The 26137-nt window shown below is 58.9% G+C and carries 24 protein-coding genes; 11 read left to right on the forward strand and 13 right to left on the reverse strand.

What is annotated here, in order from left to right; genetic code table 11:
• The first annotated feature begins 578 nt into the window (after window positions 1–578).
• The 3 genes from feoA to D781_RS20935 are packed head-to-tail and all read left to right on the forward strand — an operon-like array spanning window position 579 to window position 3406.
• Entirely contained in the window at window positions 579–803 is a 225-nt protein-coding gene (feoA, locus tag D781_RS20925) for a ferrous iron transporter A (protein WP_015962216.1), read from the forward strand.
• Between the two features lie 45 nt (window positions 804–848).
• Complete coding sequence (feoB, locus tag D781_RS20930; RefSeq protein ID WP_015962217.1) at window positions 849–3167, forward strand: Fe(2+) transporter permease subunit FeoB; 2319 nt, start codon at window positions 849–851, stop codon at window positions 3165–3167.
• Entirely contained in the window at window positions 3167–3406 is a 240-nt protein-coding gene (locus D781_RS20935) for a FeoC-like transcriptional regulator (RefSeq protein WP_015962218.1), read from the forward strand. The genes feoB and D781_RS20935 overlap by 1 nt, the downstream gene beginning before the upstream one ends.
• Window positions 3407–3444: 38 nt before the next feature.
• Here the strand turns inward: D781_RS20935 and D781_RS20940 are convergent, their stop codons facing one another.
• Window positions 3445–3729: a YdgH/BhsA/McbA-like domain containing protein gene (locus tag D781_RS20940; protein WP_015962219.1), complete on the reverse strand. Its 285-nt coding sequence runs from the start codon at window positions 3727–3729 to the stop codon at window positions 3445–3447.
• A 256-nt stretch (window positions 3730–3985) separates the two neighbouring features.
• Window positions 3986–4762, reverse strand: a complete 777-nt coding sequence (gene bioH / locus D781_RS20945; protein ID WP_015962220.1) for a pimeloyl-ACP methyl ester esterase BioH — start codon at window positions 4760–4762, stop codon at window positions 3986–3988.
• A 38-nt stretch (window positions 4763–4800) separates the two neighbouring features.
• Here bioH and gntX point away from each other — a divergent pair, with 38 nt between their 5' ends.
• The gene (gene gntX / locus D781_RS20950) at window positions 4801–5484 is read left to right on the forward strand and encodes a DNA utilization protein GntX (protein ID WP_015962221.1); all 684 of its coding nucleotides are present in this window, start codon (window positions 4801–4803) and stop codon (window positions 5482–5484) included.
• A 58-nt stretch (window positions 5485–5542) separates the two neighbouring features.
• Window positions 5543–6118: a Fe-S biogenesis protein NfuA gene (nfuA, locus tag D781_RS20955; RefSeq protein WP_015962222.1), complete on the forward strand. Its 576-nt coding sequence runs from the start codon at window positions 5543–5545 to the stop codon at window positions 6116–6118.
• A 43-nt stretch (window positions 6119–6161) separates the two neighbouring features.
• On the opposite strand, the gene malQ is transcribed toward nfuA, so the two are convergent.
• Window positions 6162–8249: a 4-alpha-glucanotransferase gene (gene malQ, locus D781_RS20960; protein ID WP_015962223.1), complete on the reverse strand. Its 2088-nt coding sequence runs from the start codon at window positions 8247–8249 to the stop codon at window positions 6162–6164.
• 10 nt (window positions 8250–8259) lie between these two features.
• Entirely contained in the window at window positions 8260–10665 is a 2406-nt protein-coding gene (gene malP, locus D781_RS20965; RefSeq protein ID WP_015962224.1) for a maltodextrin phosphorylase, read from the reverse strand.
• A 388-nt stretch (window positions 10666–11053) separates the two neighbouring features.
• Between malP and malT the strand changes: the two genes are divergently transcribed.
• Both malT and glpE read left to right on the forward strand, forming a co-directional pair.
• The gene (gene malT / locus D781_RS20970; RefSeq protein WP_015962225.1) at window positions 11054–13768 is read left to right on the forward strand and encodes an HTH-type transcriptional regulator MalT; all 2715 of its coding nucleotides are present in this window, start codon (window positions 11054–11056) and stop codon (window positions 13766–13768) included.
• A gap of 82 nt (window positions 13769–13850) precedes the next feature.
• A complete protein-coding gene (gene glpE, locus D781_RS20975) occupies window positions 13851–14180 on the forward strand; it encodes a thiosulfate sulfurtransferase GlpE (RefSeq protein ID WP_015962226.1) in 330 nt (109 codons plus the stop codon).
• On the opposite strand, the gene D781_RS24310 is transcribed toward glpE, so the two are convergent.
• Window positions 14177–14311 carry a hypothetical protein gene (locus tag D781_RS24310; protein WP_255265502.1) on the reverse strand — a complete coding sequence of 45 codons (135 nt, stop codon included), beginning with the start codon at window positions 14309–14311 and terminating at the stop codon, window positions 14177–14179. The two genes, glpE and D781_RS24310, sit on opposite strands and share 4 nt — an antisense overlap.
• Window positions 14312–14333: 22 nt before the next feature.
• On the opposite strand from D781_RS24310, the gene glpG reads away from it, so the two are divergent.
• The 3 genes from glpG to glpD all read left to right on the forward strand — a co-directional run bounded on the left by glpG (window position 14334) and on the right by glpD (window position 17802).
• On the forward strand, window positions 14334–15170 hold the full coding sequence (gene glpG, locus D781_RS20980) for a rhomboid family intramembrane serine protease GlpG (protein ID WP_015962227.1): 837 nt from the start codon (window positions 14334–14336) through the stop codon (window positions 15168–15170).
• A gap of 96 nt (window positions 15171–15266) precedes the next feature.
• A complete protein-coding gene (locus D781_RS20985) occupies window positions 15267–16025 on the forward strand; it encodes a DeoR/GlpR family transcriptional regulator (RefSeq protein ID WP_015962228.1) in 759 nt (252 codons plus the stop codon).
• Between the two features lie 268 nt (window positions 16026–16293).
• Window positions 16294–17802, forward strand: coding sequence for a glycerol-3-phosphate dehydrogenase (gene glpD, locus D781_RS20990; RefSeq protein ID WP_015962229.1), 1509 nt, complete (start codon window positions 16294–16296; stop codon window positions 17800–17802).
• Window positions 17803–17858: 56 nt separating this feature from the next.
• Here the strand turns inward: glpD and D781_RS20995 are convergent, their stop codons facing one another.
• From D781_RS20995 to D781_RS21030, 8 genes are all read right to left on the reverse strand, one after another.
• Entirely contained in the window at window positions 17859–18359 is a 501-nt protein-coding gene (locus D781_RS20995) for a DUF943 family protein (RefSeq protein WP_015962230.1), read from the reverse strand.
• A gap of 6 nt (window positions 18360–18365) precedes the next feature.
• Window positions 18366–18827: a DUF943 family protein gene (locus tag D781_RS21000; protein ID WP_015962231.1), complete on the reverse strand. Its 462-nt coding sequence runs from the start codon at window positions 18825–18827 to the stop codon at window positions 18366–18368.
• Entirely contained in the window at window positions 18820–19662 is an 843-nt protein-coding gene (locus D781_RS21005; protein ID WP_015962232.1) for a YPO3983 family protein, read from the reverse strand. The genes D781_RS21000 and D781_RS21005 overlap by 8 nt, the downstream gene beginning before the upstream one ends.
• Window positions 19663–19981: 319 nt before the next feature.
• Window positions 19982–21088: an aspartate-semialdehyde dehydrogenase gene (gene asd / locus D781_RS21010; RefSeq protein WP_015962233.1), complete on the reverse strand. Its 1107-nt coding sequence runs from the start codon at window positions 21086–21088 to the stop codon at window positions 19982–19984.
• 214 nt (window positions 21089–21302) lie between these two features.
• Entirely contained in the window at window positions 21303–22640 is a 1338-nt protein-coding gene (gene gntU / locus D781_RS21015; protein WP_015962234.1) for a gluconate transporter, read from the reverse strand.
• A 6-nt stretch (window positions 22641–22646) separates the two neighbouring features.
• Complete coding sequence (gntK, locus tag D781_RS21020; protein WP_015962235.1) at window positions 22647–23177, reverse strand: gluconokinase; 531 nt, start codon at window positions 23175–23177, stop codon at window positions 22647–22649.
• Window positions 23178–23408: 231 nt separating this feature from the next.
• On the reverse strand, window positions 23409–24404 hold the full coding sequence (gene gntR / locus D781_RS21025) for a gluconate operon transcriptional repressor GntR (RefSeq protein WP_015962236.1): 996 nt from the start codon (window positions 24402–24404) through the stop codon (window positions 23409–23411).
• A 129-nt stretch (window positions 24405–24533) separates the two neighbouring features.
• Window positions 24534–25229 carry a pirin family protein gene (locus tag D781_RS21030; protein ID WP_015962237.1) on the reverse strand — a complete coding sequence of 232 codons (696 nt, stop codon included), beginning with the start codon at window positions 25227–25229 and terminating at the stop codon, window positions 24534–24536.
• A 384-nt stretch (window positions 25230–25613) separates the two neighbouring features.
• On the opposite strand from D781_RS21030, the gene D781_RS21035 reads away from it, so the two are divergent.
• Window positions 25614–26111 (forward strand): GNAT family N-acetyltransferase, encoded by a 498-nt coding sequence (locus D781_RS21035; protein WP_015962238.1) that lies wholly within the window; start codon window positions 25614–25616, stop codon window positions 26109–26111.
• The last annotated feature ends 26 nt before the right edge of the window (window positions 26112–26137 follow it).

Raw genomic sequence — 26137 nt, forward strand, 5'->3', positions numbered from 1 at the left:
AGCTCTCAGGCGGAGCCGCCCGGCTCCGCCTGCTTTAAATCCGCATTTTTTTGACCTGCCGCAACCCCGGCGCTATTTTTTCGCCGCTTGCTGCCGGCCGCTCTCTTTCGCTTCTTTACGCAGTGCAACGCGTTCTTATTCACACTTTTATTAACATTTCTCTTTCATAATGCCTATTTTCGCCCTGGTACAAGGCGTTAGCCGCGCGGGTGACGTCGGTCCGTGTTAATAATAATTTCACCGATGTAGCAAAAGCAGCGGAATATCTGCCGGCCAGGATCACGCCGTTCTCAAATAAGAAAAAACAGACGCCACTATTTAATAAATTTAACGAATTCTCCTCATTTGCCGCGCCGTTGGCTGAGTGATACAAGTACGGCATCGCGCAGACGCGCCGATAACGAATCGTTACTAATATCCACACAATTCGAATTGAATTAGAGAATGATTCTCACTATTATTCTTGTACGTGTTTATCCCTTGTCGGCAGCGACCTGAAGCGGTATCGGCAGCCGCCGCATACGATTACGACGCGTTGGCGTCACGCCCCACGCGTCCAGAAAAATCAAGCAGGTCATATGCATCTACAGCCCAAACGCTCTTATAAGATCGCCGGTTTTTCTCCTGAAATCAGCCCGGCTTATCGACAAAAACTGCTATCGCTCGGCATGTTGCCCGGTTCGTCGTTCGACGTGATTCGCGTGGCCCCGCTCGGCGACCCGATAGAAATAAAAACCCGGCGCGTCAGCCTAGTATTGCGCAAAAAAGATCTCGCCCTGCTGGCGCTTGAAGCGCAGCCGTAACGCCGGGCCGTCGTCGACACTCTATATGCGGCATAAAAAATAACGATGAAAAAACTCACCATTGGCCTAATCGGCAATCCGAATTCAGGGAAAACCACGCTGTTTAATCAGCTTACCGGCGCCCGTCAGCGGGTCGGCAACTGGGCGGGGGTAACGGTGGAACGTAAGGAAGGCCAGTTCACCACGCCGCAGTCGCAGGTAACGCTGGTCGATCTGCCCGGTACTTACTCGCTGACCACCATCTCCGAACAGACCTCGCTGGATGAGCAGATCGCCTGCCATTACATTCTCAGCGGCGACGCCGACCTGCTGATCAACGTGGTCGACGCCTCCAACCTTGAACGCAACCTCTACCTGACGCTGCAGCTGCTTGAGCTGGGCATTCCCTGCATTCTGGCGCTGAACATGTTGGATATCGCCCGCAGCCAGCAGATCGCCATCGACGTCGCCGCCCTGTCGGCGCGCCTCGGCTGCCCGGTGGTGCCGATGGTCTCGACCAAAGCCGACGGCATCGGCGTGCTGAAGCAGATGATCGACAATCACCAGTGCAACCAGCTCACCGCGCTGGTTAACTATCCGCCGCTGCTGCTGCAGGAAGTCGACGCGCTCAGTGCCGCGATGCCCGAGACGCTGCCGGACGGCCAGCGCCGCTGGCTGGCGCTGCAGATGCTGGAGGGCGATATTTACAGCCACCAGCTGGCGGGCGACGCCGCCGCGCTGCTGCCGGCGGCCCGGCAGTCGCTGGAGCGGCAACAGCAGGAAGACCCGGCGCTGGTGATTGCCGATGCGCGCTACCAGTCCATCGCCGCCATCTGCGACAGCGTCAGCAATTCGCAGCAGGCGCGGCCAAACCGGCTGACCGACCTGCTGGATAAGGTGATCCTCAACCGCTGGCTGGGCGTACCGATTTTTCTGCTGGTGATGTACCTGATGTTTCTGCTGGCCATCAATATCGGCGGCGCGCTGCAGCCGATTTTCGATCTCGGCTCGGCCGCCCTGTTTATTCAGGGCATTCAATGGCTCGGCTATACCCTGCACGCCCCGGAGTGGCTGACGGTCTTTCTGGCGCAGGGCGTCGGCGGCGGTATCAACACCGTGCTGCCGCTGGTGCCGCAGATCGGCATGATGTACCTGTTCCTGTCATTCCTTGAGGATTCAGGCTATATGGCGCGCGCCGCGTTCGTGATGGACCGGCTGATGCAGGCGTTGGGGCTGCCGGGCAAATCCTTTGTGCCGCTGATCGTCGGGTTTGGCTGCAACGTACCGTCGATTATGGGCACCCGCACCCTGGACGCGCAGCGCGAGAGGCTGATTACCATCATGATGGCGCCGTTTATGTCCTGCGGCGCCCGGCTGGCGATCTTTGCCGTGTTCGCCGCGGCGTTCTTCGGCCAGCACGGCGCCGGCGTGGTGTTCTCCCTGTATCTGCTGGGTATCCTGGTGGCGATCCTCACCGGTCTGGTGCTGAAATACACCATCATGCGCGGCGAAGCCTCGCCGTTCGTGATGGAGCTGCCGGTGTATCACGTGCCGCACCTGAAAAGCCTGCTGCTGCAAACCTGGCAGCGGCTGAAAGGCTTCGTGCTGCGCGCCGGGAAGGTGATCGTCATCGCCAGCATTTTTATCGGCGGCCTGAACAGCTTCTCCTTCAGCGGCAAGCCGGTGGACAGCATCAATGATTCCGCGCTGGCCTCGGTCTCCAAAGTGCTGACGCCGCTGCTGCAGCCGATGGGCGTACACAGCGACAACTGGCAGGCCACCGTCGGGCTGGTGACCGGCGCGATGGCCAAAGAGGTGGTGGTAGGGACGCTGAACACGCTGTACACCGCCGAACACATTACCAGCCAGGAATTTGACGCCGAAAGCTTCAACCTGCTGGATGAGCTGCAAGCGGCGCTGCAGGAAACCTGGCAGGGGCTGAAAGACACCTTCAGCCTCAGCGTGCTGTCCAACCCGATCGAGGCCAGCAAAGGCGACGGTGAAATGGGCGTCAGTTCAATGGGCACCATGAGCAGCAAGTTCGGCACGCCGGTTTCCGCCTACAGCTATCTGATTTTTGTGCTGTTGTACGTGCCGTGCGTCTCGGTGATGGGGGCCATCGCCCGTGAATCCAGCCGCGGCTGGATGACCTTCTCCATTCTGTGGGGGCTGAACATCGCCTATTCGCTGGCGACGCTGTTTTACCAGCTTGCCACCTTCAGCCAGCACCCGCAGTACAGTCTGCTGTGCATCGCGGCGGTGGTGGTAGCCAACCTGCTGGTGTTGATCGGCCTGCGCAAGGCCCGCAGCCGCGTGACCGTACGGCTGCGCAGCGGCGCTGCGGCAGGCGACTGCTGCCAGTCTTCACAGAAGGCATGCCACTGATGGCCAACCTGCTGCAGGTGCGCGACGCGCTGGCGCTCTGCGGCAGCGCCCAGGCGCAGCAGCTCAGCCAACAGTTGAACGCACCGCTGCCGCTGGTGCAGGCCATGCTGGATCGTCTGATTGCATTGGGGAAAGCGGAACGCCGCATTGTGGATGGCAGCGGCTGCCTGAGCGGCGCCTGTAAAAGCTGCCCGGAAGGGAAAGCCTGTACCACGGTGGTCTATCAACTGAAGGCGTAACGTCAGGGGCGCAGCCTGCGCCCCTGGTTAATCAGAGATTACTGTTTGTCTTTATACACATCGGCGATGGCGCTGAATTTACCGTGCTCGCGGCCCGCGATCACCACGTAATACTGTCCGCCCTTCTCATCAGCCAGTTTGGACAGCTTCTCTTTCGCGTCCATCGGCGAGGTGGTTTCCGCCGTGGTGCTCACCGTACCGATCTTCTCGTATTTTCCCGGATTTTTATCCAGATCTTCTTGCGTCAGCAGCGTGGCCGCCATGGTGCTGAAAGACACGGAACCCACAACCAGAGCAGCAACGATCATCTTCAATGATTTCATAACTCTACCTCTCAATGGATAATTTATACGTTATTCAGGTCGTCAAAAGTACATACGTTGTGACAACAGGCTGCCGCGACGCCCGGGGTTCGCCATTTCCCTGACGTTCCCCCTCACCCAGAGACTGAGCGCCGCAGTAAAAGAACGGGTACAGAGCGCTTCCATTTGCAGCCAACACATTGACTTATTCAGTATCGGACAGCTTGGTTTTTTAGCCAGTAATCGCCAAATTTTTTAACCGGGCGATTGCGGTGGATCAAAGTGCGCCGTCGCCGACAAAGCGCAGGATCAGCTCGGCAAACTCATCGGGATGCGAAATAAACGGCGCATGCGCCGCCTTGGCGACCACCACCGAGCGGGAGGCCGGCGCCAGTTCATCCACCAGCGTCGCCACCTTGCGCGGCACCAGCCCGTCCAGATAGCCGTAGATGCGCAGCATCGGGCAGCGCACCTCGGCCAGCCGGCGGCGCAAATCGGCGGTGCGCAGAATATCCAGCCCGCCGTTCAACACCTCCACGCTCGGCATCGGCTGATTCAGCACCACCGACTTCAGGGTGCGGGCGTCCTGACGGGCGCTTTCGGTGCCCAGCGTCTGCAGCGCCAGAAAACGCTCCACGGTACGCTGAAAATCCTCGCTCAGCTGATGCTGGAAGCCGCTTAATATTTCGGGACGAATCCCCGGCCAATCGTCACGGGCGGAGAAACACGGCGACGACGCGACGGTAATCAGGCCGTCGACCCGCTGCGGCTGCGTCAGGGCGATCTGGCTGGCAACCAGTCCGCCGAGCGACCAGCCAAGCCACCAGGCCTGCTGCGGCGCCTGCGCCAGCAGGATCTCCGCCATCTGCGCCAGCGTCAGCGCGCCAAAGCCCTGGCTGCGGCCATAGCCGGGCAGATCCACCAGATGCAGCCGGAAATGCGGCGCCAGTCGCGTCAGCGCGCAACCCCACACCTCGGCGTTCAGCCCCCAGCCGTGCAGCAGCACAAGATCGCGATCGCCTTCACCCATTGTTTGCCAGTACAACGCTGTCATCAGTTATTGTCCTTGTTTGACTCGTCACGGAGGACGCTATGCTAACAATCCGCAGCCGCTGTTGGCTATGCCGGCAGCCTTTATGCCTGGCCCAGCACGGCATCTGCAGCTACTGCCTGCGCCGGCTGCCCGCGCCGCCGATCTGCTGCCCGTGCTGCGGCCTGCCCGCCGGCGACAGCCGTTATCCCTGCGGTCGCTGCCTGCAAAAAATGCCGCCCTGGCGACGGCTGGTGTTCGTCACCGACTATGTCAGCCCGCTGAGCCAGCTGGTCAAACGCCTCAAGTTTCAGCGACGTCCGGAGCTGGCGCTGCTGCTGGCCAGGCTGCTTCTGCTGCGCTGGCTACAGCTGCGCCGAGAGCAATATCTGAACAGACCCGAGCTGATTTTAACGGTACCCTTACAGAAAATGCGTCGCTGGCGACGCGGCTATAATCAAAGCGAACTGCTGGCGGCGCCGCTGGCCCGCTGGCTGGGCTGCGAGTATCGTCCGCGGGCGCTGCGGCGCATACGCGCTACCGCCGCACAGCAGCGCCTGACGGCACGGCAGCGCAGGCGCAACCTGCGCGGCGCCTTTCGCTGTGATGAGGATCTGGCCGGGCGACACGTCGCCCTGTTGGACGATGTGGTGACCACCGGCAGCACGGCGGCGGAAATCGCCGCGCTGCTGCAGGCGCAGGGCGTCGCTTCATTGCAGATATGGTGTATTTGCCGCACATTGTAGTGCCGGAATAATGGGCGTATTATAACCTACTATAGAAGTCAACTATTGAGCTAATGCTATGATTCGTATAACAGATGCAGCACAGGAACATTTTACCAAACTGCTGGCAAATCAAGAAGAAGGCACCCAGATCCGCGTATTCGTGATCAACCCGGGTACGCCGACGGCCGAATGCGGCGTTTCTTATTGCCCGCCTGACGCGGTAGAAGCGACGGACACCGAACTGAAGTTCGACAAACTGTCGGCCTACGTTGATGAGATCAGCGCGCCGTTTCTGGAAGACGCTGAAATCGACTTCGTCACCGACCAGCTGGGCTCGCAGCTAACGCTGAAGGCGCCGAACGCCAAAATGCGTAAAGTGGACGACGATGCGCCGCTGCTGGAGCGCGTCGAGTACGTCCTGCAATCGCAAATCAACCCGCAGCTGGCCGGCCACGGCGGCCGCGTGACGCTGATGGAGATCACCGACGAAGGCTTCGCCATCCTGCAGTTCGGCGGCGGTTGCAACGGCTGCTCCATGGTCGACGTAACGCTGAAGGAAGGGATCGAAAAAGAGCTGCTGCAGAAGTTCCCGGAACTGAAGGGCGTGCGCGATCTGACCGAACACCAGCGCGGCGAGCACTCTTACTACTAAGCCTGCCGACACCATGCCGCCGCCGCGGCATGGTGATAAGCGCCTACCCCACCGAACCGTTGCGCCGCCGACGGTCCAGATCTTTTAGCAACAGCGTCACCCGCCGATCGGCAAACATCTCCTCCAGCGTCTGCGGCAGCTTACGTCGCCAGTTCGGGTATTCCGTGCTGGTGCCCGGCACATTCACCGGCGTCGCCATATCCAGCCAGTCTTCCGGCTGCAGGCCGAGCAACGCGCTGGCACTGTCCGCCACATAGCGCTGCAATCCCCGGTTCAGCAGCGGGCTCATCGCCAGACGCGCCGCCTTGCCGCCCACCTTCTGCGGCACGCAGCCGTAGTGGTGCAACCCGTCCAGCAGCCCCTGCTTGGCCCGCTCGCGATCGGCGTACAGCTCCGCCAGCACCTCGGCGTCCGGATACAGGCCGAGCGAGGCGCCCAGCCGTAAATCATCCCCCTGCCAGTAGCCGCGCAGCGTCGGCAAATCATGGGTGGTGATGGTCGCCATCGCCTGCACCGGGTAGGCCTGCGGCGCGCGGAAACGGTTCTCATCATCCCGTTCGAAATACAGCACCTTGTAAGAGTACACGCCGCTGTCGCGCAGCTTGCTGACGATCTCCAGCGGCACCGTCCCCAAATCTTCGCCGATCACCATGCAGCGCTGACGCTGGCTCTCCAGCGCCAGCACCGCCAGCAGATCGTCCACCGGGTATTTGACATAGGCGCCGCGGTCGGCAGTCGCGCCGGCGGGTATCCACCACAGACGCAGCAACGCCATCACGTGGTCGATGCGCAGCGCGCCGCAGTCGGCCATATTGGCGCGCAGCAGGTCGATAAACGGCTGATAGCCGCGCGCCGCCATCACGTGCGGATCCATCGGCGGCAGCCCCCAGTTCTGCCCCAGCGGGCCGAGGATATCCGGCGGCGCGCCAACCGACGCCTGCAGACAATACAGCTCGCGGTCGCACCAGGTTTCCGCCCCGCCCTGCGCCACGCCGACCGCCAGATCGCGATACAGGCCGATCGGCATCTGCTGCTGACGGCAGCAGGCAAAACAGTCGGCAAACTGCACCGCGGCCAGCCACTGCAGCCACAGATAGAATTCCACCTCCTCCTGATGATCGCGGCAGAACGCCGCCGTCGCCTCGCCGTCGCTCTGGCGGTACGCCGACGGCCAGACCGGCCAGCCCCACAGCGCCGGATCCTGTTCGCACAGGTGGGCGTGCAGCGCGTCAAACACCGCCTGCTGATAAAGGCTGTCGCCGCTCTCGGCGACAAACAGGCGCAGCGCCTGACGCTGCGGATCATCGGCCGCCCGCGTCTGGAACTGGCTGAAGGCCAGCCGCAGCCCCTGCAGCTTTAGCCCGGTCACCGCCGCATAGTCGACCCATTCGCTGTCGCGCGCCGCCGCCAGCCGCTTGCGGGTCGTCGCCTGACGCCACCAGCGCTGCGCCGCGGCGCTACGCTGGAAATCCTCCACGGCGTTGACGTCGATATACAGCACGTTCAGCCAGCGTCGCGACGACGGGCTGTACGGGCTGGCGCTGTCCGGGTCCGCCGGATAGAGCGCATGAATCGGGTTAAGCCCGACGAACGCGCCGCCGCGTTCGCCCACCTCCGCCACCATCCGCCGCAGGTCGCCGAAATCGCCGATGCCCCAGTTGCTGTCGGAGCGCAGCGTATACAGCTGCACGCAGGCGCCCCACAGCTTTTTGCCGGTCAGCAGCGCGTCCGGCTCATAACAGCGTCGGGGGGCAATAATCAGCCGGCACTGCCAACTCTGCTGCTGCTGCGTCAGGCGCAGCTGGTGATAGCCGAGCGGCAGTTCGCCGGCGGGTAAGGTGAACGTCTTGCCGGCGCCGGCGCGCCCCTGCAGCCGGCCGCCGTCTTCGCGGATCAATTCCCAGCCATACTCGCCGCTGCCCGCCAGCGGCAGGACAATCGGCTGACGCTGGAAAAACACTTTTACCGGCGGCAGCGGCGCGGCGTCGGCCGACGCCGCCTTGCTGTTCATCGCCGCCAGCAAGGCGCGCTTGATCTCCGGCGTGATGGCCTGCTGCTGGCCATGGGCATTGACATAGTCGGCCATAATGCCCGCCTGAGCCGCCGCCTGGTCGATGCTGTTACGATCCATTCGCTCTCCTTTAACGCCGGGTTTGCCAAATACGCTGCTGATAATCGCGGATCGAACGATCCGAGCTGAACATGCCGACGCGCGCCGTATTGAGAATGGCGCTGCGCGTCCACGCTTCCGCATCGCGATACAGCCGGTCGGCGCGCTGCTGCGCCTGGCAATAGTCGGCGAAGTCCGCCAGCACCAGATAAGGGTCGCCGCCGGCCTGCAGGCTGTGCAGCATCATGTCAAACGCCTGCGGATCGCCGTGGCTCAGCGCGCCGCTTTCCAGCTCGGCGAGCACCGCATCCAGCTGCGCATCCTGCTGCCGGTAACGCAGCGGATCGTAACCGCCGGCCTGCAGCCCCTTCACCTGTTCGACCGTGTTGCCGAAGATAAAGATGTTGTCCGCGCCGACCTGTTCGGCAATCTCCACGTTGGCGCCGTCCAGCGTGCCAATGGTCAGCGCGCCGTTCAGCGCCAGCTTCATATTGCCGGTGCCGGAGGCCTCTTTGCCCGCGGTGGAGATCTGCTCGGAAAGATCCGCCGCCGGGATCATCCGCTCCGCCACGGAGACGCGATAGTCCGGGATAAATACCACCTTCAGACGATCTTTCACCCGCGGATCGTTGTTGATCTTCTCCGCCGCCTGATTGATCGCATAGATGATGTTTTTCGCCAGGTAGTAGCCCGGCGCGGCCTTGGCGCCGAACAGGAACACGCGCGGCGCGATATCCAGATTCGGGTTATCGCGCAGCTGACGATACAGCGACAGAATATGCAGCAGGTTCAGATGCTGACGTTTATATTCGTGCAGCCGTTTGATCTGCACGTCGAAAATCGCGTCCGGGTCCAGTTTCAGCCCCATCACGCCGTGCACATAGTTGGCCAGCGCGACTTTGTTATCGCGTTTGATCTGCCGGTACTGCTGGCGGAACGACGCATCGTCGGCGTATTGCTCCAGCCCCTGCAGCGCGTCGAGGTCATTTGCCCACTCCACCTGCAGCCGGCTGTCAATCAGCGCCGACAGCGCCGGATTACACTGCTTCAGCCAGCGGCGCGGCGTAATGCCGTTGGTGACGTTATGGAATTTTTGCGGCCACAGGCGGTGATATTCCGGGAACAGATCCTTAACCACCAAATCCGAGTGCAGCTGCGCCACGCCGTTGACCGCAAAGCCGCTGACCACGCACAGGTTGGCCATACGCACCTGCCGGTCGTAGTGCACCGCCAGCTTGGCCCACACCGCCTCGTTCTGCGGCCAGTGCAGCTCCACCAACTGGCGGAAGTTGGCGTTGATCCGCGTGATGATCGAGAAGTGGCGCGGCAGCAGGCTGCGCACCAGCTCTTCATCCCAGCACTCCAGCGCCTCCGGCATCAGCGTATGGTTGGTATAGGCGAAGGTATTGCTGGTGATGCGCCAGGCGTCATCCCACTCCAGCTGGTGTTCGTCCAGCAGAATGCGCAGCATTTCCGGGATGGCGATGGTCGGGTGAGTATCATTGAGCTGAATCACCTCATAGTCCGCCAGCTCCTCAATACGGCGGCCGGCCAGATGGTGTTTCCGCAGAATATCCGCCACCGAGCAGGCGCACTGGAAGTACTGCTGCATCAGGCGCAGGCGTTTGCCCGCCTGATGGTTATCATTCGGGTACAGCACCTTGGTCAGGCTGGCGGCATCTACCCCCTGCTGCTCCGCCAGCAGGAAGTCGCCGTCGTTAAAGGCGTCCAGATCGAACGGCTGCGCATGCGTGGCCTGCCACAGGCGCAGCGGCTGGCTGACGCCGTTGCGGTAGCCCACCACCGGCAGATCCCAAGCTTCGCCGCGCAGCACCTGCGCCGGTCGCCACAGTTCGCGGCCGTCCGCCAGGGTTTCCAGCTCACCGCCGATGCCGACCTCCACCGCCAGCGCGGCATTGTGACGGAACCACGGATAGCTCTCGCGCTGCCAGTCGTCCGGCGCTTCCTGCTGCTGCCCGTCGCGGAACGACTGGCGGAACAGCCCGTACTGATAGTTCAGCCCGTACCCGGTCGCCGGCTGGCCCACCGTCGCCATCGAATCGAGGAAGCAGGCGGCCAGCCGCCCCAGCCCGCCGTTGCCCAGCGCCGGATCGGTTTCCTGCTCCAGCACGTCCGCCAGCTGGACGCCCTGCTCCGCCAGCGCCGCCGCTACTTCGTCATACCAGCCCAGGTTGATCAGGTTATTGGCCGTCAGCCGGCCAATCAGAAATTCCATCGAAATGTAGTTCACATGACGCTGTGCGCTGTCCTGCCGCACGGGGGCGGGCTGCGCCGCCAGCTGTTCCGCCAGCGCGCCGCTGACCGCCTGCCACCACTGGTGCGGCGTCATCTGCTGGGCGGAACTCAGTCCGAAGTGCTGCCACTGGCGGGTCAGTGCCGCCAGAAAAACGTCCTTTTTAAGCGTAGGCTGTGACATAGGAGGCTCTTCTCTATCCGATAAGTAAGTCAATGTCGGCTATCCTGCCGGGCGGAGAAAATCGGAACATCCTCCCGCCCGGGGATTAGCTGGGGAGGAGGATTGGGGCGTAGCTGAAAATGTGATCTGCGGCACTCTGCCTGACGTCAAAGAGGATGAAAAACGCTGACGCCGAGATGTAAAAAAGTGTGATCGACTGCAACTTACCGCCAAGTCAAAACGGAAGCTTGTTGCATTACGCTTAACGTTGGCAGAAGTTAAACGGGGTGATTAATTACGCGCTATAAAATAATTAATCGTCTCTCCAATCCCGGCGGGCACAACGCGTTTCAACGGCCCCTGCGGGCAGGTTTCGGCGGCAGGAACCGCGCTTTATATCTGGACGACTATGCTGATCCCATCAAAACTGAGCCGCCCGGTACGGCTGCAAAATACCGTGGTACGCGATCGCCTGCTGACGAAACTGGCCGGCGCGGCAAACTATCGCCTGACGCTGGTCAACAGCCCGGCCGGCTACGGGAAAACCACCCTGATCGCCCAGTGGGCGGCGGATAAAGCCGAGCTGGGCTGGTATTCGCTGGATGAGAGCGATAACCAGCCGGAGCGCTTCGCCAGCTACCTGATCGCCGCGCTGCAACAGGCGACCGGCGGGCAGTGCGTCAAGAGCGAGGCCCTCAGCCAAAAGCATCAGTACGCCAGCCTGTCCGCACTGTTTGGCCAGCTGTTTATCGAACTGGCGGACTGGCACCAGCCGCTGTACCTGGTGATTGACGATTACCACCTGATCACCAACGACGTCATCCATGAAGCCATGCGCTTTTTCCTGCGCCATCAGCCCGAAAACCTGACGCTGATCCTGCTGTCCCGCACGCTGCCGCCGCTGGGGATCGCCAACCTGCGCGTGCGCGACCAGCTGCTGGAGCTGGGCAGCCAACAGCTGGCGTTCAATCATCTGGAAGCCAAGCAGTTCTTTGACTGTCGTCTGCCGGCGCCGCTGGCGCAGCAGGACAGCAGCCGCCTGTGCGACGAGGTTGCCGGCTGGGCCACCGCGCTGCAGCTGATCGCCCTGTCGGCCCGCCAGTCCAGCGCCTCGGCGCAACAGTCGGCGAAGCGGCTGGCCGGGCTGAACGCCAGCCATCTGGCCGACTATCTAGTGGATGAGGTGCTGGATCACGTCGACGCCGGCGCGCGCGCCTTCCTGCTGCGCTGCTCGGTGCTGCGCTCCATGAACGACGCGCTGATCGTGCGCCTGACCGGCGAAGATAACGGCCAGCAGCGGCTGGAGGAGCTGGAGCGGCAGGGCATGTTTATCCACCGCATGGACGATACCGGCGAGTGGTTTAACTTCCACCCGCTGTTTGCCTCTTTTCTGCGCCAGCGCTGCCAGTGGGAGCTGGCGCTGGAGCTGCCGGGGCTGCACCGCGCTGCCGCCGAAGGCTGGCTGGCGCTCGGCTACCCGGCCGAAGCCATTCACCACGCGCTGGCGGCCAACGACGTCAGCATGCTGCGCGACATTCTGCTGCAGCACGCCTGGTCGCTGTTCCACCACAGCGAGCTGGCGCTGCTGGAAGAGTGCCTGAACGCCCTGCCTTACGATCGCCTGATCCAGAACCCCAAGCTGGCGCTGCTACAGGCCTGGCTGGCGCAGAGCCAGCACCGCTATATCGAGGTCAACACCCAGCTGGAGCGGGCCGAACAGGCGATGCGCGACCAGCAGATCGCCGTTGACGCGACGCTGCGCGCCGAGTTTGATGCGCTGCGGGCGCAGGTGGCGATCAACGCCGGCAAGCCGGAAGAGGCGGAGCGGCTGGCGATGCAGGCGCTGAAGCACCTGCCGCTATCCAGTTACTACAGCCGTATCGTCGCCACCTCGGTCACCGGCGAAATCCACCACTGTAAAGGCGAGCTGACGCGCGCCCTGCCGATGATGCAGCAGACCGAACAGATGGCCCGTCGCCATCAGACCTATCATTACGCGCTGTGGGCGCTGCTGCAGCAGAGCGAAATTCTGATCGCCCAGGGATTCCTGCAGGCGGCGTACGAAACTCAGGACAAAGCGTTCGAACTGATCCGCGAACAGCATCTGGAGCAGCTGCCGATGCATGAGTTCCTGCTGCGCATCCGGGCGCAGATCTTGTGGTCGTGGTCGCGGCTGGACGAAGCGGAAGACACCGCCAGGCTGGGCCTGACGGTGCTGGCCAACTACCAGCCCCAGCAGCAGCTGCAGTGTCTTGCCATGCTGGCGAAGTGCTCGCTGGCGCGCGGCGATCTGGATAACGCCCACGCCTACCTGCAGCGCTGCGAAACCCTGCAGCACGGCGCGCAGTACCACCGCGACTGGCTGACCAACGCCGACAAACCGCGGGTTATCCACTGGCAGATGACCGGTGACGTCACCGCCGCCGCGCGCTGGCTGAGCCATACCGAAAAGCCCGCCATGGCGGACAATCACTTCACCCAGGGGCAATGGCGCAATATCGCCCGGGTGCAGATCCTGCTCGGCCGCTATCAGGAAGCCGAAGTGGTGCTGGACGAGCTGAACGACAACGCCCGCCGACTGCGCCTGACCAGCGATCTCAACCGCAACCTGCTGCTGAGCAACCAGCTGTACTGGCAGACCGAGCGTAAAAGCGACGCCCAGCGCGTGCTGATTGAAGCGCTGACGCTGGCCAACCGCACCGGCTTTATCAGCCACTTTGTGATTGAGGGTGAAGCCATGGCGCAGCAGCTGCGCCAGCTGATACAGCTCAACACGCTGCCGGAGCTGGAACAGCACCGCGCCCAGCGCATCCTGCGCGATATCAACCAGCATCACCGGCATAAGTTCGCGCATTTTGACGAGAACTTCGTCGATAAGCTGCTGACGCACCCGCAGGTGCCCGAACTTATCCGCACCAGCCCGCTCACCCAGCGCGAATGGCAGGTGCTCGGACTGATTTACTCCGGTTACAGCAACGACCAGATCGCCGGCGAGCTGGCGGTAGCGGCCACCACCATCAAAACGCACATCCGCAACCTGTATCAGAAGCTGGGGGTCGCCCACCGGCAGGAGGCGGTGCAGCAGGCGCAGCGGCTGTTGCAGATGATGGGCTACGGCGCATAAAGACACAGTATTGGTCTGGTCTTTATGCGCGCGGAATTGGTTACAATAGCGGCGTCCCCTAATTACGAGGCAATTGGAAGTCATGGAACAGTTTGAAGCGATCAACGTTGAGCAGGCGCACGGCCGCTGGCAAGACGGCAGCGCGGCGTTGGTCGATATCCGCGATCCGCAAAGTTTCGCCGCCGGGCATACGCCGGGCGCATTTCACCTCACCAACGCCACCCTGCAAACCTTTATGCAGCAAAACGATTTCGATCGTCCGGTGATGGTGATGTGCTACCACGGCAACAGCAGCCGCGGCGCCGCACAGTACCTGCTGAATCAGGGCTTTGACGCGGTGTACAGCATCGACGGCGGCTTTGAGGCCTGGCTGCGTCAATACCCGCAGGACGTGGAAAGCAGCGCCGACTAATCCCCAGGGCGCGTCGCGCCCTGTTCTTCCCCCGCTGTCCGCACGATTTTCCACAGGTCGGTGCTGCGACGTCGGTTTTCAACGTTATAATCAGCCATCGCCGGCAGCTGCAGCGGCCACAACGCATCCACGCAAGACGGAAACTCCCTACTTATGATTAGAGTGATCGCCGTATCCAACCCACGCCTGGCTCTGGCGTTTGTCGACTATATGGCAACGCAGGGCATTACGCTGGAACTGCGCCACGGCCAGGACGCCGCGGAGATCTGGCTGGCGGATGAACAGCGGCTGGAACAGGTGCAACACGAACTGCAGCAGTTTATGCGCGACCCGCTCAACCGCCGCTATCAGGCCGCCAGCTGGCAGACCGGCGGCACCGCCGCCGAACTGCACTACCCGCACGACTCCTACCTACAGATTATCCGCAGCAAGGCCGGCCCGCTGACGCTGAGCGTGATGGCGCTGTGCATTCTGGTGTATGTCCTGATGCAGGTCATCGGCGACGACAGCGTGATGTACTGGCTTTCCTGGCCGCAGAACGGCGAACAATATACCCAGCTGTGGCGCTGGATCAGCCACGCGTTTCTGCACTTCTCACTGCTGCATATCGCCTTTAACCTGCTCTGGTGGTGGTATCTCGGCGGGCCGATGGAAAAACGCCTCGGCGCCGGTAAACTGTTTGTGCTGGCGGTGGTGTCGGCCTTCTTCAGCGGCTGGGCGCAATCGCTGTTCAGCGGCGCGCTGTTTGGCGGCCTGTCCGGCGTGGTGTATGCGCTGATGGGCTACAGCTGGCTCAGCGGCGAACGGGCGCCGGAGCGCGGGCTGATGCTGCCGCGCGGCCTGATGGTATTTTCCGTGCTGTGGCTGGTCGCCGGCTACTTCGATATTTTAGGAATGTCGATCGCCAACGCGGCACACGTGGCCGGTTTAGTGTTAGGGTTGCTGATGGCATTTTGGGACACGCGTCATCGCGCGCATAACGAACAATAACGCTCAATAAGACTATACCTTTACAGATCAAAAGATTACGGGTAGAAATTCGGCAAACTGCACCCGACGGGTATATCGGCGTATTAGGGGATTACCGTGAAACAAACACAGCGTCATGACGCAATTATCGAGCTGGTCCGTCTGCAAGGTTACGTCAGCACTGAAGAACTGGTGGAACATTTTGACGTCAGCCCGCAAACGATTCGCCGCGATCTGAACGACCTGGCCGATCAAAATAAAATTCAGCGCCACCACGGCGGCGCCGCGCTGCCATCCAGCTCGGTGAACACCGCCTACCATGACCGTAAGGTGATGTGGTCAGAGGAAAAAGACCGCATCGCCCAGCGCGTCGCCAGCCAGATCCCGGACGGCGCCACCCTGTTTATCGATATCGGCACCACGCCGGAAGCCGTGGCGCACGCGCTGATGAACCATAAAAACCTGCGCGTCGTCACCAACAACCTGAACGTCGCCACCCTGCTCACCGCCAAAGAGGATTTTCGTCTGATTCTGGCCGGCGGCGAGGTGCGTACCCGCGACGGCGGCATTATGGGCGAAGCGACGCTGGACTTTATCTCACAGTTCCGCCTCGATTACGGCATTCTCGGCATCAGCGGCATTGATATGGACGGCTCGCTGCTCGAATTCGACTACCATGAGGTACGCACCAAGCGCGCCATTATTGAAAACTCACGCTGCGTGATGCTGGTTACCGACCACTCCAAATTCGGCCGCAACGCGATGGTCAACCTGGGCAATATGAATCTGATCGACTACCTGTTCACCGACCAGCTGCCGCCGCCCGGGGTCATGAAAATTATCGAGCAGTACGACGTACAGCTGGAGCTGTGCTGATTCTTCTGCCCCGCTTTTAACCTCCCCCTTCCGCCCGGAAGGGGGCCTGCGCAACGCCTCCGCTTTCCCTCTCTCCTCCGCCTGCCGGCGCTTTGCCCTGCGGGTTAAAGCCGCTCAGTTTGTATGCCTATTGCCGCCAAACTGTTACCTTTATCACGCGTGAATGTTTTTGTTTGGTTAACTCTTGGCTTGTTTGTTGGTTTTTGATTACAATGATGAGCGAAAACGAACATAAAAGAGCTATTTCGAACATCTGGAGGAAGATGACGTGGAAACCAAAGACTTGATCGTTATCGGTGGCGGCATCAACGGTGCCGGCATCGCGGCGGATGCTGCCGGGCGCGGGCTGTCCGTACTGCTACTGGAAGCGCAAGACTTGGCCTGTGCTACGTCTTCCGCCAGTTCCAAACTGATCCACGGCGGCCTGCGCTACCTGGAACACTACGAATTCCGTCTGGTCAGCGAGGCGCTGGCGGAACGTGAAGTGCTGCTGAAACTGGCGCCGCATATCGCCTTCCCGATGCGCTTCCGCCTGCCGCACCAGCCGCACCTGCGTCCGGCCTGGATGATCCGTACCGGCCTGTTCCTGTACGATCACCTGGGCAAGCGCACCAGCCTGCCGGGCAGCAAGAGTTTGCGTTTTGGCCCAGAATCCGTTCTGAAGCCGGAACTGAAGCGCGGTTTCGAATATTCCGACTGCTGGGTCGACGATGCGCGTCTGGTAGTACTGAACGCGCAGGAAGTGGTGGAACGCGGCGGCGAAGTGCGCACCCGCACCAAAGTGACCCGCGCATGGCGTGAAAACGGCATGTGGATGGTGGAAGCGACCGATATCGACAGCGGCAAAACCTTCACCTGGCGCGCCAAAGGTCTGGTCAACGCCACCGGCCCGTGGGTGAAAAACTTCTTCGACGACGGCCTCAAGCTGAAATCCCCGTACGGCATCCGCCTGATCAAAGGCAGCCATATCGTGGTGCCGAAGGCGCATAACCAGCCGCAGTCGTACATTCTGCAGAACGAAGACAACCGTATCGTCTTCGTAATCCCGTGGATGGATGAGTTCTCGATTATCGGCACCACCGACGTGGAATATCACGGCGATCCGAAAGACGTGAAAATTGACGATAACGAAATCAATTACCTGCTGAAAGTGTACAACGACCACTTTAAGAAGCAGTATGGCCGCGACGATATCGTCTGGACCTACTCCGGCGTGCGTCCGCTGTGCGACGATGAGTCCGACTCACCGCAGGCCATCACCCGTGACTACACGCTGGACGTGCACGACGACAACGGCCAGGCGCCGCTGCTGTCGGTCTTTGGCGGTAAGCTGACCACCTACCGTAAGCTGGCGGAACACGCGATGGAAAAACTGGCGCGTTACTATCCGGAAGCCGGCCCTGCCTGGACCAAAAACGGCACCCTGCCGGGCGGCGATATCGGCGGCGACCGCGACAGCTACGCAGCCAAACTGCGCCGTGAACACGGCTGGCTGCCGGAAGCACTGGCGCGTCGCTATGCCCGCACCTACGGCAGCCACAGCGAGCTGATCCTGTCCGGCGCCAACAGCCTGGCGGATCTGGGCGAAGACTTCGGTCACGGCCTGTACGAAGCGGAGCTGCGCTACCTGGTGGAGAAAGAGTGGGTGGTGGAGCTGAAAGACGCTATCTGGCGCCGCACCAAGCTCGGCATGTGGCTGGACGAGGCGCAGCAGGCGCGCGTCAGCGAGTGGCTGGCGGAACGCGCAAAAGCCAAAGCGCTGTCGCTGGCTTCCTAAGCCGCTAAGGCTCCGGACACTGTTGGCCGCGATACGCGGCCGACATCAACGGTGAATTAATCCGACTTGCGTTTGAGTTTGGTTATTTCACCGTTTTTATTTAGGCGATAGCGGGCATCGCTAAAGGAAAATATAATATCGCCATTCCTATCATTTCTTACTGTGAATAATTTGTTTTTATCTATACAGTTTTCTTTCTCTCTGACGTCGTCAAAGCACACTCTGTCATATTTATCAGGTTCTTTATAACCACTACCAAAGTCCCAAAAGATAATCGTAAAAAAACCATAGGATGCAGGTTGTGGAATATCATAATTATTTTTAATTTTTTCTTTGTTTTTCAGCCACCAATTTATTTTTCCTTTATCTGTAAAAGGAAAATTATTCACTAAAACATCACTGTAATTACCTCTCTGATGAACGGCAACAATTTCTACCGGACGCAGGCTCCACCCAAAAGCTAAGATTGACAACACCACGAACAGTAACACGATTAGTAGAATTAATCGATTCGCTGGCATAATTATGCCCTTACCTTCCCTATAATATTCTTTCATTAATTCTCAATCACGCCTAAGCTTAATGAGCTCACCATTTTTTTTCATAAGATACCGCCCACCATCTCCGACAAATAACATATCATTATCCCTATCGTTTTCAGCAATAAAAAATACATTCTTCTCAATGCAATTTTCTTTCTCTTTCATATCTTCAAAACACATTCGGTCATACTTCCCAGCCTCTTTATAACCATCACCAAAGTCCCAAAATATAATAGTAAAGAATCCATCCGAATCTGGTTTAGGGATATCATATTTTTCCTTTAGGATCTCTTTATTATCTAACCACCAATTTATTTTCCCTTGATCTGTGAAAGGAAAATTTTTCACCAGCACATCGCTATAGTTCTCCCTCTGGTGAATAGCAATAATTTCTACTGGTTGCAGCGAGCGCCAAAAAAAATAGCCTAGTAGAGCCATGCCTGCTAATGCCAACGTATAAATTACCTTTTTGCACTTACCCATTCCGCTTCCCCGTAATTTCCACCGTTGCTTCCATATTAGTCATAAATGGCCGAAAACCAAACTGGTTGTAGCGCTGGAGTACAAACCAGATACGGAAGAAACGAAACTGGTTAAACTTAATCTTTCTGATATCGTCATCATCCAGCCCAAAGTGGTCCTGCACCCGATAGTGCACCAGCGCACGGTAACTTTCGCTATCAACCTGCAGTGATTTTACAGTGATATGCGTGGCCCAAGTATCATGTACGGTAATCCCCATACCGTTAAAATTATCCTGAAACCGATCAAATTTTGGTAATTTACCACCAAATATTGCCTTAGTAAGTTCCTTCTCGTACTCTGACGGGAAAAATTTATTTCCCCAATCAATTCTTTGGTCAAAAACATTCCATAATCGTAAACGTGTACTATTTTTCTCATCTTTATCCCCCATAATCTGCGCCTTTAACGCGGCATTCAGATGTGGACTGCTAAACGGCGTGCCATTGCCGTGCTGCATATGGCCGATCATTTCCTCAATCAGATGCTTATAAGGGCCATAGAGTGCAAACAGGCGGGATAACTGACGGAATTCGTCAAAGAGAATTCTGGCGCACTCCTGCCGGGTGAGCGTAGTCCCCTGCCCGCGCATGCCGTAAAAGCGCGAATGCGGCTGATTAAACGGCGTGATCTGCGTCAGGGTATAGGGATTAACCCGGGTGGATACATCAACCAAATGAAAATGCGTTTTTAATTGGGATGCGGATAGATCTGCGTAGCGCATATCATCTGAACCATAATCATCCATTATATTTTTGGTTTTAAATATCGTGCAGGGGAATTGTAATGCCGTCATCGTGATACACTCCTTGTGTAACCATCCATTATGATCCTTTTATCAGAATAATAATCACTGAACGAACAGAATGTAAACAACCAAGCGCCATTATTCCTGCCGGAAAATAACGAGTTATTTATTTAAATAACACGAACAATTAATATAACGCTTAAATAATTCGAGTTACAAAAAGACGGTAAGAAAAGGAATTTGATGCACCGACTCAGGTCAGGGATTCGGGTGACTGAACGCAGCTTGAAGCATGACGGGTAAAATAAAAAAGCCCGCCAATAAGCGGGCTCAGTATGATTACGCCATCAAATATGGCGCCGGCACATTACAGCAGAATGCGCAGCATACGGCGCAGCGGTTCTGCAGCGCCCCACAGCAGCTGATCGCCAACGGTGAACGCAGACAGGTATTCCGGCCCCATGTTCAGCTTGCGCAGGCGCCCGACCGGCGTATTCAGCGTGCCGGTTACCGCCGCCGGCGTCAGTTCGCGCATGGTCAGCTCGCGGTCGTTCGGGATCACCCGCACCCAGTCGTTGTGCGTCGCCAGCATCTGCTCGATTTCCGGCAGCGACACGTCTTTCTTCAGCTTCAGGGTAAACGCCTGGCTGTGGCAGCGCAGCGCGCCGACGCGCACGCACAGGCCGTCGACCGGAATCAGGCTGGAGCTGGCCAGAATCTTGTTGGTTTCCGCCTGGCCCTTCCACTCTTCACGGCTCTGACCGTTGTCGAGCTGCTTGTCAATCCACGGGATCAAACTGCCGGCCAGCGGCACGCCGAAGTTATCGGTCGGCAGTTTGCCGGAACGGGTCGCCTCGGTCACCTTGCGTTCAATATCCAAAATGGCGGACGCCGGGTCCTGCAGCTCTTTCGCCACGTCGGCGTGCAGCATGCCCATCTGCGTCAGCAGTTCGCGCATATGGCGCGCGCCGCCGCCGGAGGCTGCCTGGTAGGTCGCCACGGACGCCCACTCCACCAGATCGTTGGCGAACAGGCCGCCCAGCGACATCAGCATCAGGCTGACGGTGCAGTTGCCGCCGACAAAGGTTTTAACGCCTTTATCCAGACCCTGCTGAATCACCGCGCGGTTGACCGGATCCAGAATAATAATCGCCTCGTCGTCCATCCGCAGGGAGGACGCGGCATCAATCCAGTAACCCTGCCAGCCGCTGGCGCGCAGCTTCGGGTAAACCTCATTGGTATAATCGCCGCCCTGACAGGTAATAATGATATCCAACGCGCTCAGCGCATCGATATCGTAGGCGTCCTGCAGCGTCCCCTGCTGCTGACCGCCGATAACCGGCGCAGGCGCGCCGTGCTGTGAGGTGGAGAAGAATACCGGGCGAATGGCGTCGAAATCGCGCTCTTCCGTCATGCGCTGCATGAGCACCGAGCCGACCATACCGCGCCAACCGACTAAACCAACGTTTTTCATAAAACTGTCCTGCCTTGGAGGATACGACTTATTGAGTCATTGATGAGCAATATCCTCACACCTTACAAAATGTCAGCGCGGGCGAAAAGTGAATTTATTCGATGCTAGCGCAATTGTTAGCAATCCTGCTTATAAAGGCGGATCGCGCGGCGGTTGCTGCTGCCGGACGCCATAAAAAAGGCGCCCGCAGGCGCCTTAATCAGCTCAGAAATGATTACAGCAGCGTAAAGGCGATCATCCCCACCACCGCACCGGTGGTGCCGAGGATGGTTTCCATCACCGACCAGGTTTTCAGCGTCTGCGCTTCGGTGGCGCCGGTAAACTTGCCGAACAGCCAGAAACCGGAGTCGTTGACGTGGCTCAGGACGATGGAGCCACCGGCGATACAGACTGACAACGCCGCCATCTGTGCCCCGGAGTAGCCCAGCTCGCCAATCACCGGCATCACCAGGCCGACGGTGGTCAGACAGGCCACGGTTGCCGAACCCTGAATCACGCGAACCGCCGCCGACAGCACAAAGCAGGCAACGGCAATCGGCAGGCCTGCGCCAATCAGCGCATTACCCAGTGCTGGGCCAACGCCGGAATCCACCAGCACCTGCTTGAACACGCCGCCCGCGCCGGTCACCAGCAGGATAATCCCCGCCGGCTGAATAGCTGCCGAACAGACTTCCATCACCTTGTCTTTACTCATCCCGCGGCGGATCGCCAAGCCGTAAATCGCCACCAGGCAGGCAATCAGAATCGCGGTGAACGGGTGGCCGATAAACTGCAGCCACTGATACAGCGAGCTGCCTTCCTCGGTAAAGCGCGCGCCGATGGTTTTCAGCCCCACCAGCACCAGCGGGAACAGCACCAGCGCCAGGCTAAAGCCGAACGAAGGCAGCTTGCTCCTGTCGATGCTTGGCTCTTCGATATCCTTCGGCAGTTCCAGCGTGACGTGTTTGCTGATAAATGAACCGAACAGCGGGCCGGCCAGCAACATGCCCGGGATGGCGGCCGCCAGACCGATCAGGATCATCCAGCCGAAATCCGCGTTCATCTGCGACGCCAGCAGCATCGGCGTCGGCCCCGGCAGCAGGAAGGCCGCCGCGGCGGCAACGCCGGCAAACAGCGGGATCACCTGCTTCACCAGATTGCCGCCGGTACGGCGCGCTACGGCGAAGGCCACGCCAATCAGCAGCACGATCGCCACATCAAAGAACAGCGGCAAGGCGCAAATCAGGCCGGCGATCCCCAGCGCATAGTGCGCGCGCTGTTCGCCAAAGCCTTTCAGCATTTTGACGGCAATCTGATCCAGCGCGCCCGTTTCATGCAGAATTTTGCCGAACATCGCGCCCAGCGCCACCACAATCGCCAGGAAGCCCAGCGTGCCGCCCATACCTTTTTGCATGGTGTCGGTGATCTTCTCCAGCGACATGCCAGAGAACAGGCCGGCGCCCATCGACACCAGCATCAGGGCGATAAACGCATGCATCCGCGCTTTCATCACCAGGAACAGCAGCAGCAGCACCGAACCGACGGCGGTCAGCACCAGCGTTAATGTATCCATTATCGTTTACCCCTGGTTGGTTACGGATTGAATATGAGAAACGACGTCGGCAACCACGTTGTCCAACGGCTGGTCGATGTCAATCGCCTGCACATCTGACTCATCCGCCTGCGGCACTTCCAGCGCTTCAAACTGGGAAACCAGCATCTGCGGCTTGAAGAAATGTCCTTTGCGCTGTTTCAGACGCGCTTCAATTACCTCTTTTTCCCCTTCCAGGTAGATAAAGTGCAGGTTGCTGTTACCTTCACGCAGGCGGTCGCGGTAGCGTTTTTTCAACGCGGAGCACACCAGCAGCGCCACGCCATTGGTGCGCTGCATGGCAAAAATGGCGTCGTTCAGCGCCGCCAGCCAAGGCGCCCGGTCGTCGTCGTTCAGCGCATGGCCGCCGGCCATTTTATTGATATTGCTGCGGGGATGCAGATAATCACCATCCAGCATGGCGGCATTGAGTTCATGCGCCACAGCATTGGCGACGGCAGATTTTCCGCTGCCGGACACACCCATCAGGATGAAAACGTGGTGTTGTGGATTATTCATAATTTTTATGCTCTCAAGAGTCCCAGGCGCTAAATGTTACTGGTAACAGGTTATCGGTAACATTGTCTTTGTCGCGCTGGAATTAAGCAACAAACCAGCGAACTGACATCCCGTAACTGTGAAGGAAGTCAAATTACGGCGGTCAAATCTCGACCAGCAAGGAATTATAGTCAGCGTTCCGACAAAGGCGAAAAAGGGAGAAAGCGAGTAGCGGGTGAAAAGCAGCGTGGTTTAAATACTGCCGCCGGGGATAATGGTAAAACCGACGTCGACCATCGCCGGGCTGACGGTTTCGCCCCGCAGGCGCGCCAGCAGCCGCTCCGCGCCGATTTGCCCCATGGTCTCACGCGGCGTCAGCACGCTGGCCAGTTTCGGCATCATCACCTGGCCGATATCGTGGCCGTGGAAACCGGCGATCGCCATATCCTGTGGAATGGATAACCCCTGACGCTGGCACTCAAAGGCGGCGCCAATCGCCAGATCATCGTTGGTGCAGAATACGCTGTCGATTTGCGGATAGTCACGCTGCGCCTGGCGCAGCATTTCACCGCCGCCGGAATAGGACGACGCACGATTGGTCATAATGCTCTGCGGCTGCAGCCCGGCTTCACGCATCGCCTGCTCATAGCCCTGCTGTTTTATCAGCGTACGCTCATCGAGGCGCGCCCCCAGATACACCACATGGCGATAGCCCTGGGCAATAATCTGCTGCGTCATCTGACGCGCGGCCTGATGGTTATCGAAGCCGACCGCCATATCAATGCAGGGCGACACGCAGTCCATCAGCTCCACCACCGGAATGCCGGCAACCTCAATCATTTTGCGGGTGCGGGCGGTATGGGTGCGCTCGGACAGGATCAGGCCGTCAATGTTATAAGAGAGCAGCGAGGTCAGGCGTTCTTCTTCACGTTCCGGCAGATAGCCGTAGTGCGCCAGCATGGTTTGATAATTGTGCGCGTCGGTGACGCTTTCAATACCGCGCAGCACCTCGGCGAATACCTGGTTGGTCAGCGACGGCAGCAGTACGCCGATAGCGCGGCTGGTCGCGTTGGAAAGGATATCCGGTGCGCGGTTGGGGATATAGCCCAGCTCATCCAGAGCGACCGCAATTTTCTGCCGCAGGGCGGCGGAAACCTGGTCAGGATTGCGCAAATAGCGGCTCACCGTCATCTTGGTGACGCCAACCTGATCTGCAACATCTTGAAGTACCGGCCGCTTTTTCTTCATTATCAATGAGCTGACAAACCGTGAATGGGCGGTTATTTTAGCAAAAAAAACGGCGGGCTGATAATGCTGATATCAAACGGGCGCTAAAAGGGCTCAATCGCCAGATTGAGCCCCGCTAACGTTTAGCGATCACACCGGAGGCAAATCAAACAGCAGAATTTCGCTGTCCTCATCGGCATGGAGCGACAGCGCCGTTTCATCCCAGATGGCGAGCGCATCGCTGGTGCCAGCCCGGTTGTCATTAATGGTAATGGAACCGCGCACCACCTGTACCCAGACGCGGCGGCCGGCTTCAATCGTATACTCCGCCTGTTCGTCTTTATTCAGCGCCCAGCGCGACAGCGTCATATCCTGGAACACCTTCAGCGAGCCTTCGCGGGCGTCCGGCGACAACACCAGCTGACGTCCCTGCGGCGCATCAAACATGCGCTGCTCATAACGCGGCGGCAGACCGTTGGTATCCGGAATAATCCAGATTTGGTACAGATGCAGCAGCTTGTCGCTGTTGGCGTTGTACTCAGAATGACGCACCCCGGTACCGGCGCTCATAATCTGGAACTCCCCAGCCTGGATCTGCTCTTTATTACCCATGCTGTCCTGATGCTCTACGGTGCCGTCCAGCACGTAGGTCAGGATTTCCATATCTTTATGCGGATGGGTGCCGAACCCCTGACCGCCGTCGATCCGGTCTTCGTTGATAACCCGCAGAGCGGAGAACCCCATAAAGTTCGGATCGTAATAATTGGCAAAAGAGAAGGTATGCCAGCTGTCCAGCCAGCCATGGTTAGCGTGGCCGCGGTCTTTCGCTTTACGTAAATAGATCATGTTCAACTCTCCTCAATGTTTTTTACAGTCTAGACCTGACAGCAGAATAAGAAAGCGTAAAAAACTCACCCCTCTGTTCAAAATTTTCGATGAAATAAACAGAGGAGCCGCAGAAGATTTGTTGAGCGTCAAAGGTGGATGATTGAGGCAAAAAAAAAGCCAGCACCCGAGCTGGCTAAGTAAACACTGGAAGCAATGTGAGCAATGTCGTGCCTTCAAGTCAGAGCGGTTAGCTGCACCGCCTGCCGAGAACGCATGACAATAATAATCATTATCATTCGCATCTGTAAAGCGTTTTTTTAGCCAAGCTAAAATTTTATTGACTCAAGGCGAAGACCCGATAACTTAGAGTGAAATATTGCTGATAATCATAGGGATAAGGGAATGGGAGAAATCATCGTCCGCCATGTTGAAACCACCGATGCACAGGCGCTGCAACAACTGTATACCCATCCCAACGTCTATCGCGATACGCTACAGCTTCCGCTGCCCTCACTCGCACACTGGCAGCAACGGCTGACCGACGCCAAACCTGGGTTACACAACCTGGTCGCCTGCATCGACGAGCAGGTCGTTGGCCAGATCGTTATCCAGCTGAATCAGTCGCTACGCCGGCGTCACGTCGCCACCTTTGGCATCGGCGTCGATCCCGCGCAGCAGGGCAAAGGAGTCGGCGGCGCGCTCATGCGCGCGATGATTGAGCTCTGCGATAACTGGGCGGCGATCCAGCGAATTGAATTGACGGTATTCACCGACAATCAGGGCGCCATTGCGCTGTATAAGAAATTTGGTTTTGAGATAGAAGGCACCAGCCGGTATTTCGCCATGCGCGATGGCAAACTGGTTGATGCCTATCATATGGCGCGCTGCCACGGCGTCTGAGCAGCACGATGCCAAGCGGACACGCT

Source organism: Serratia sp. FGI94, from assembly GCF_000330865.1.
GTDB lineage: Bacteria > Pseudomonadota > Gammaproteobacteria > Enterobacterales > Enterobacteriaceae > Serratia_B > Serratia_B rubidaea.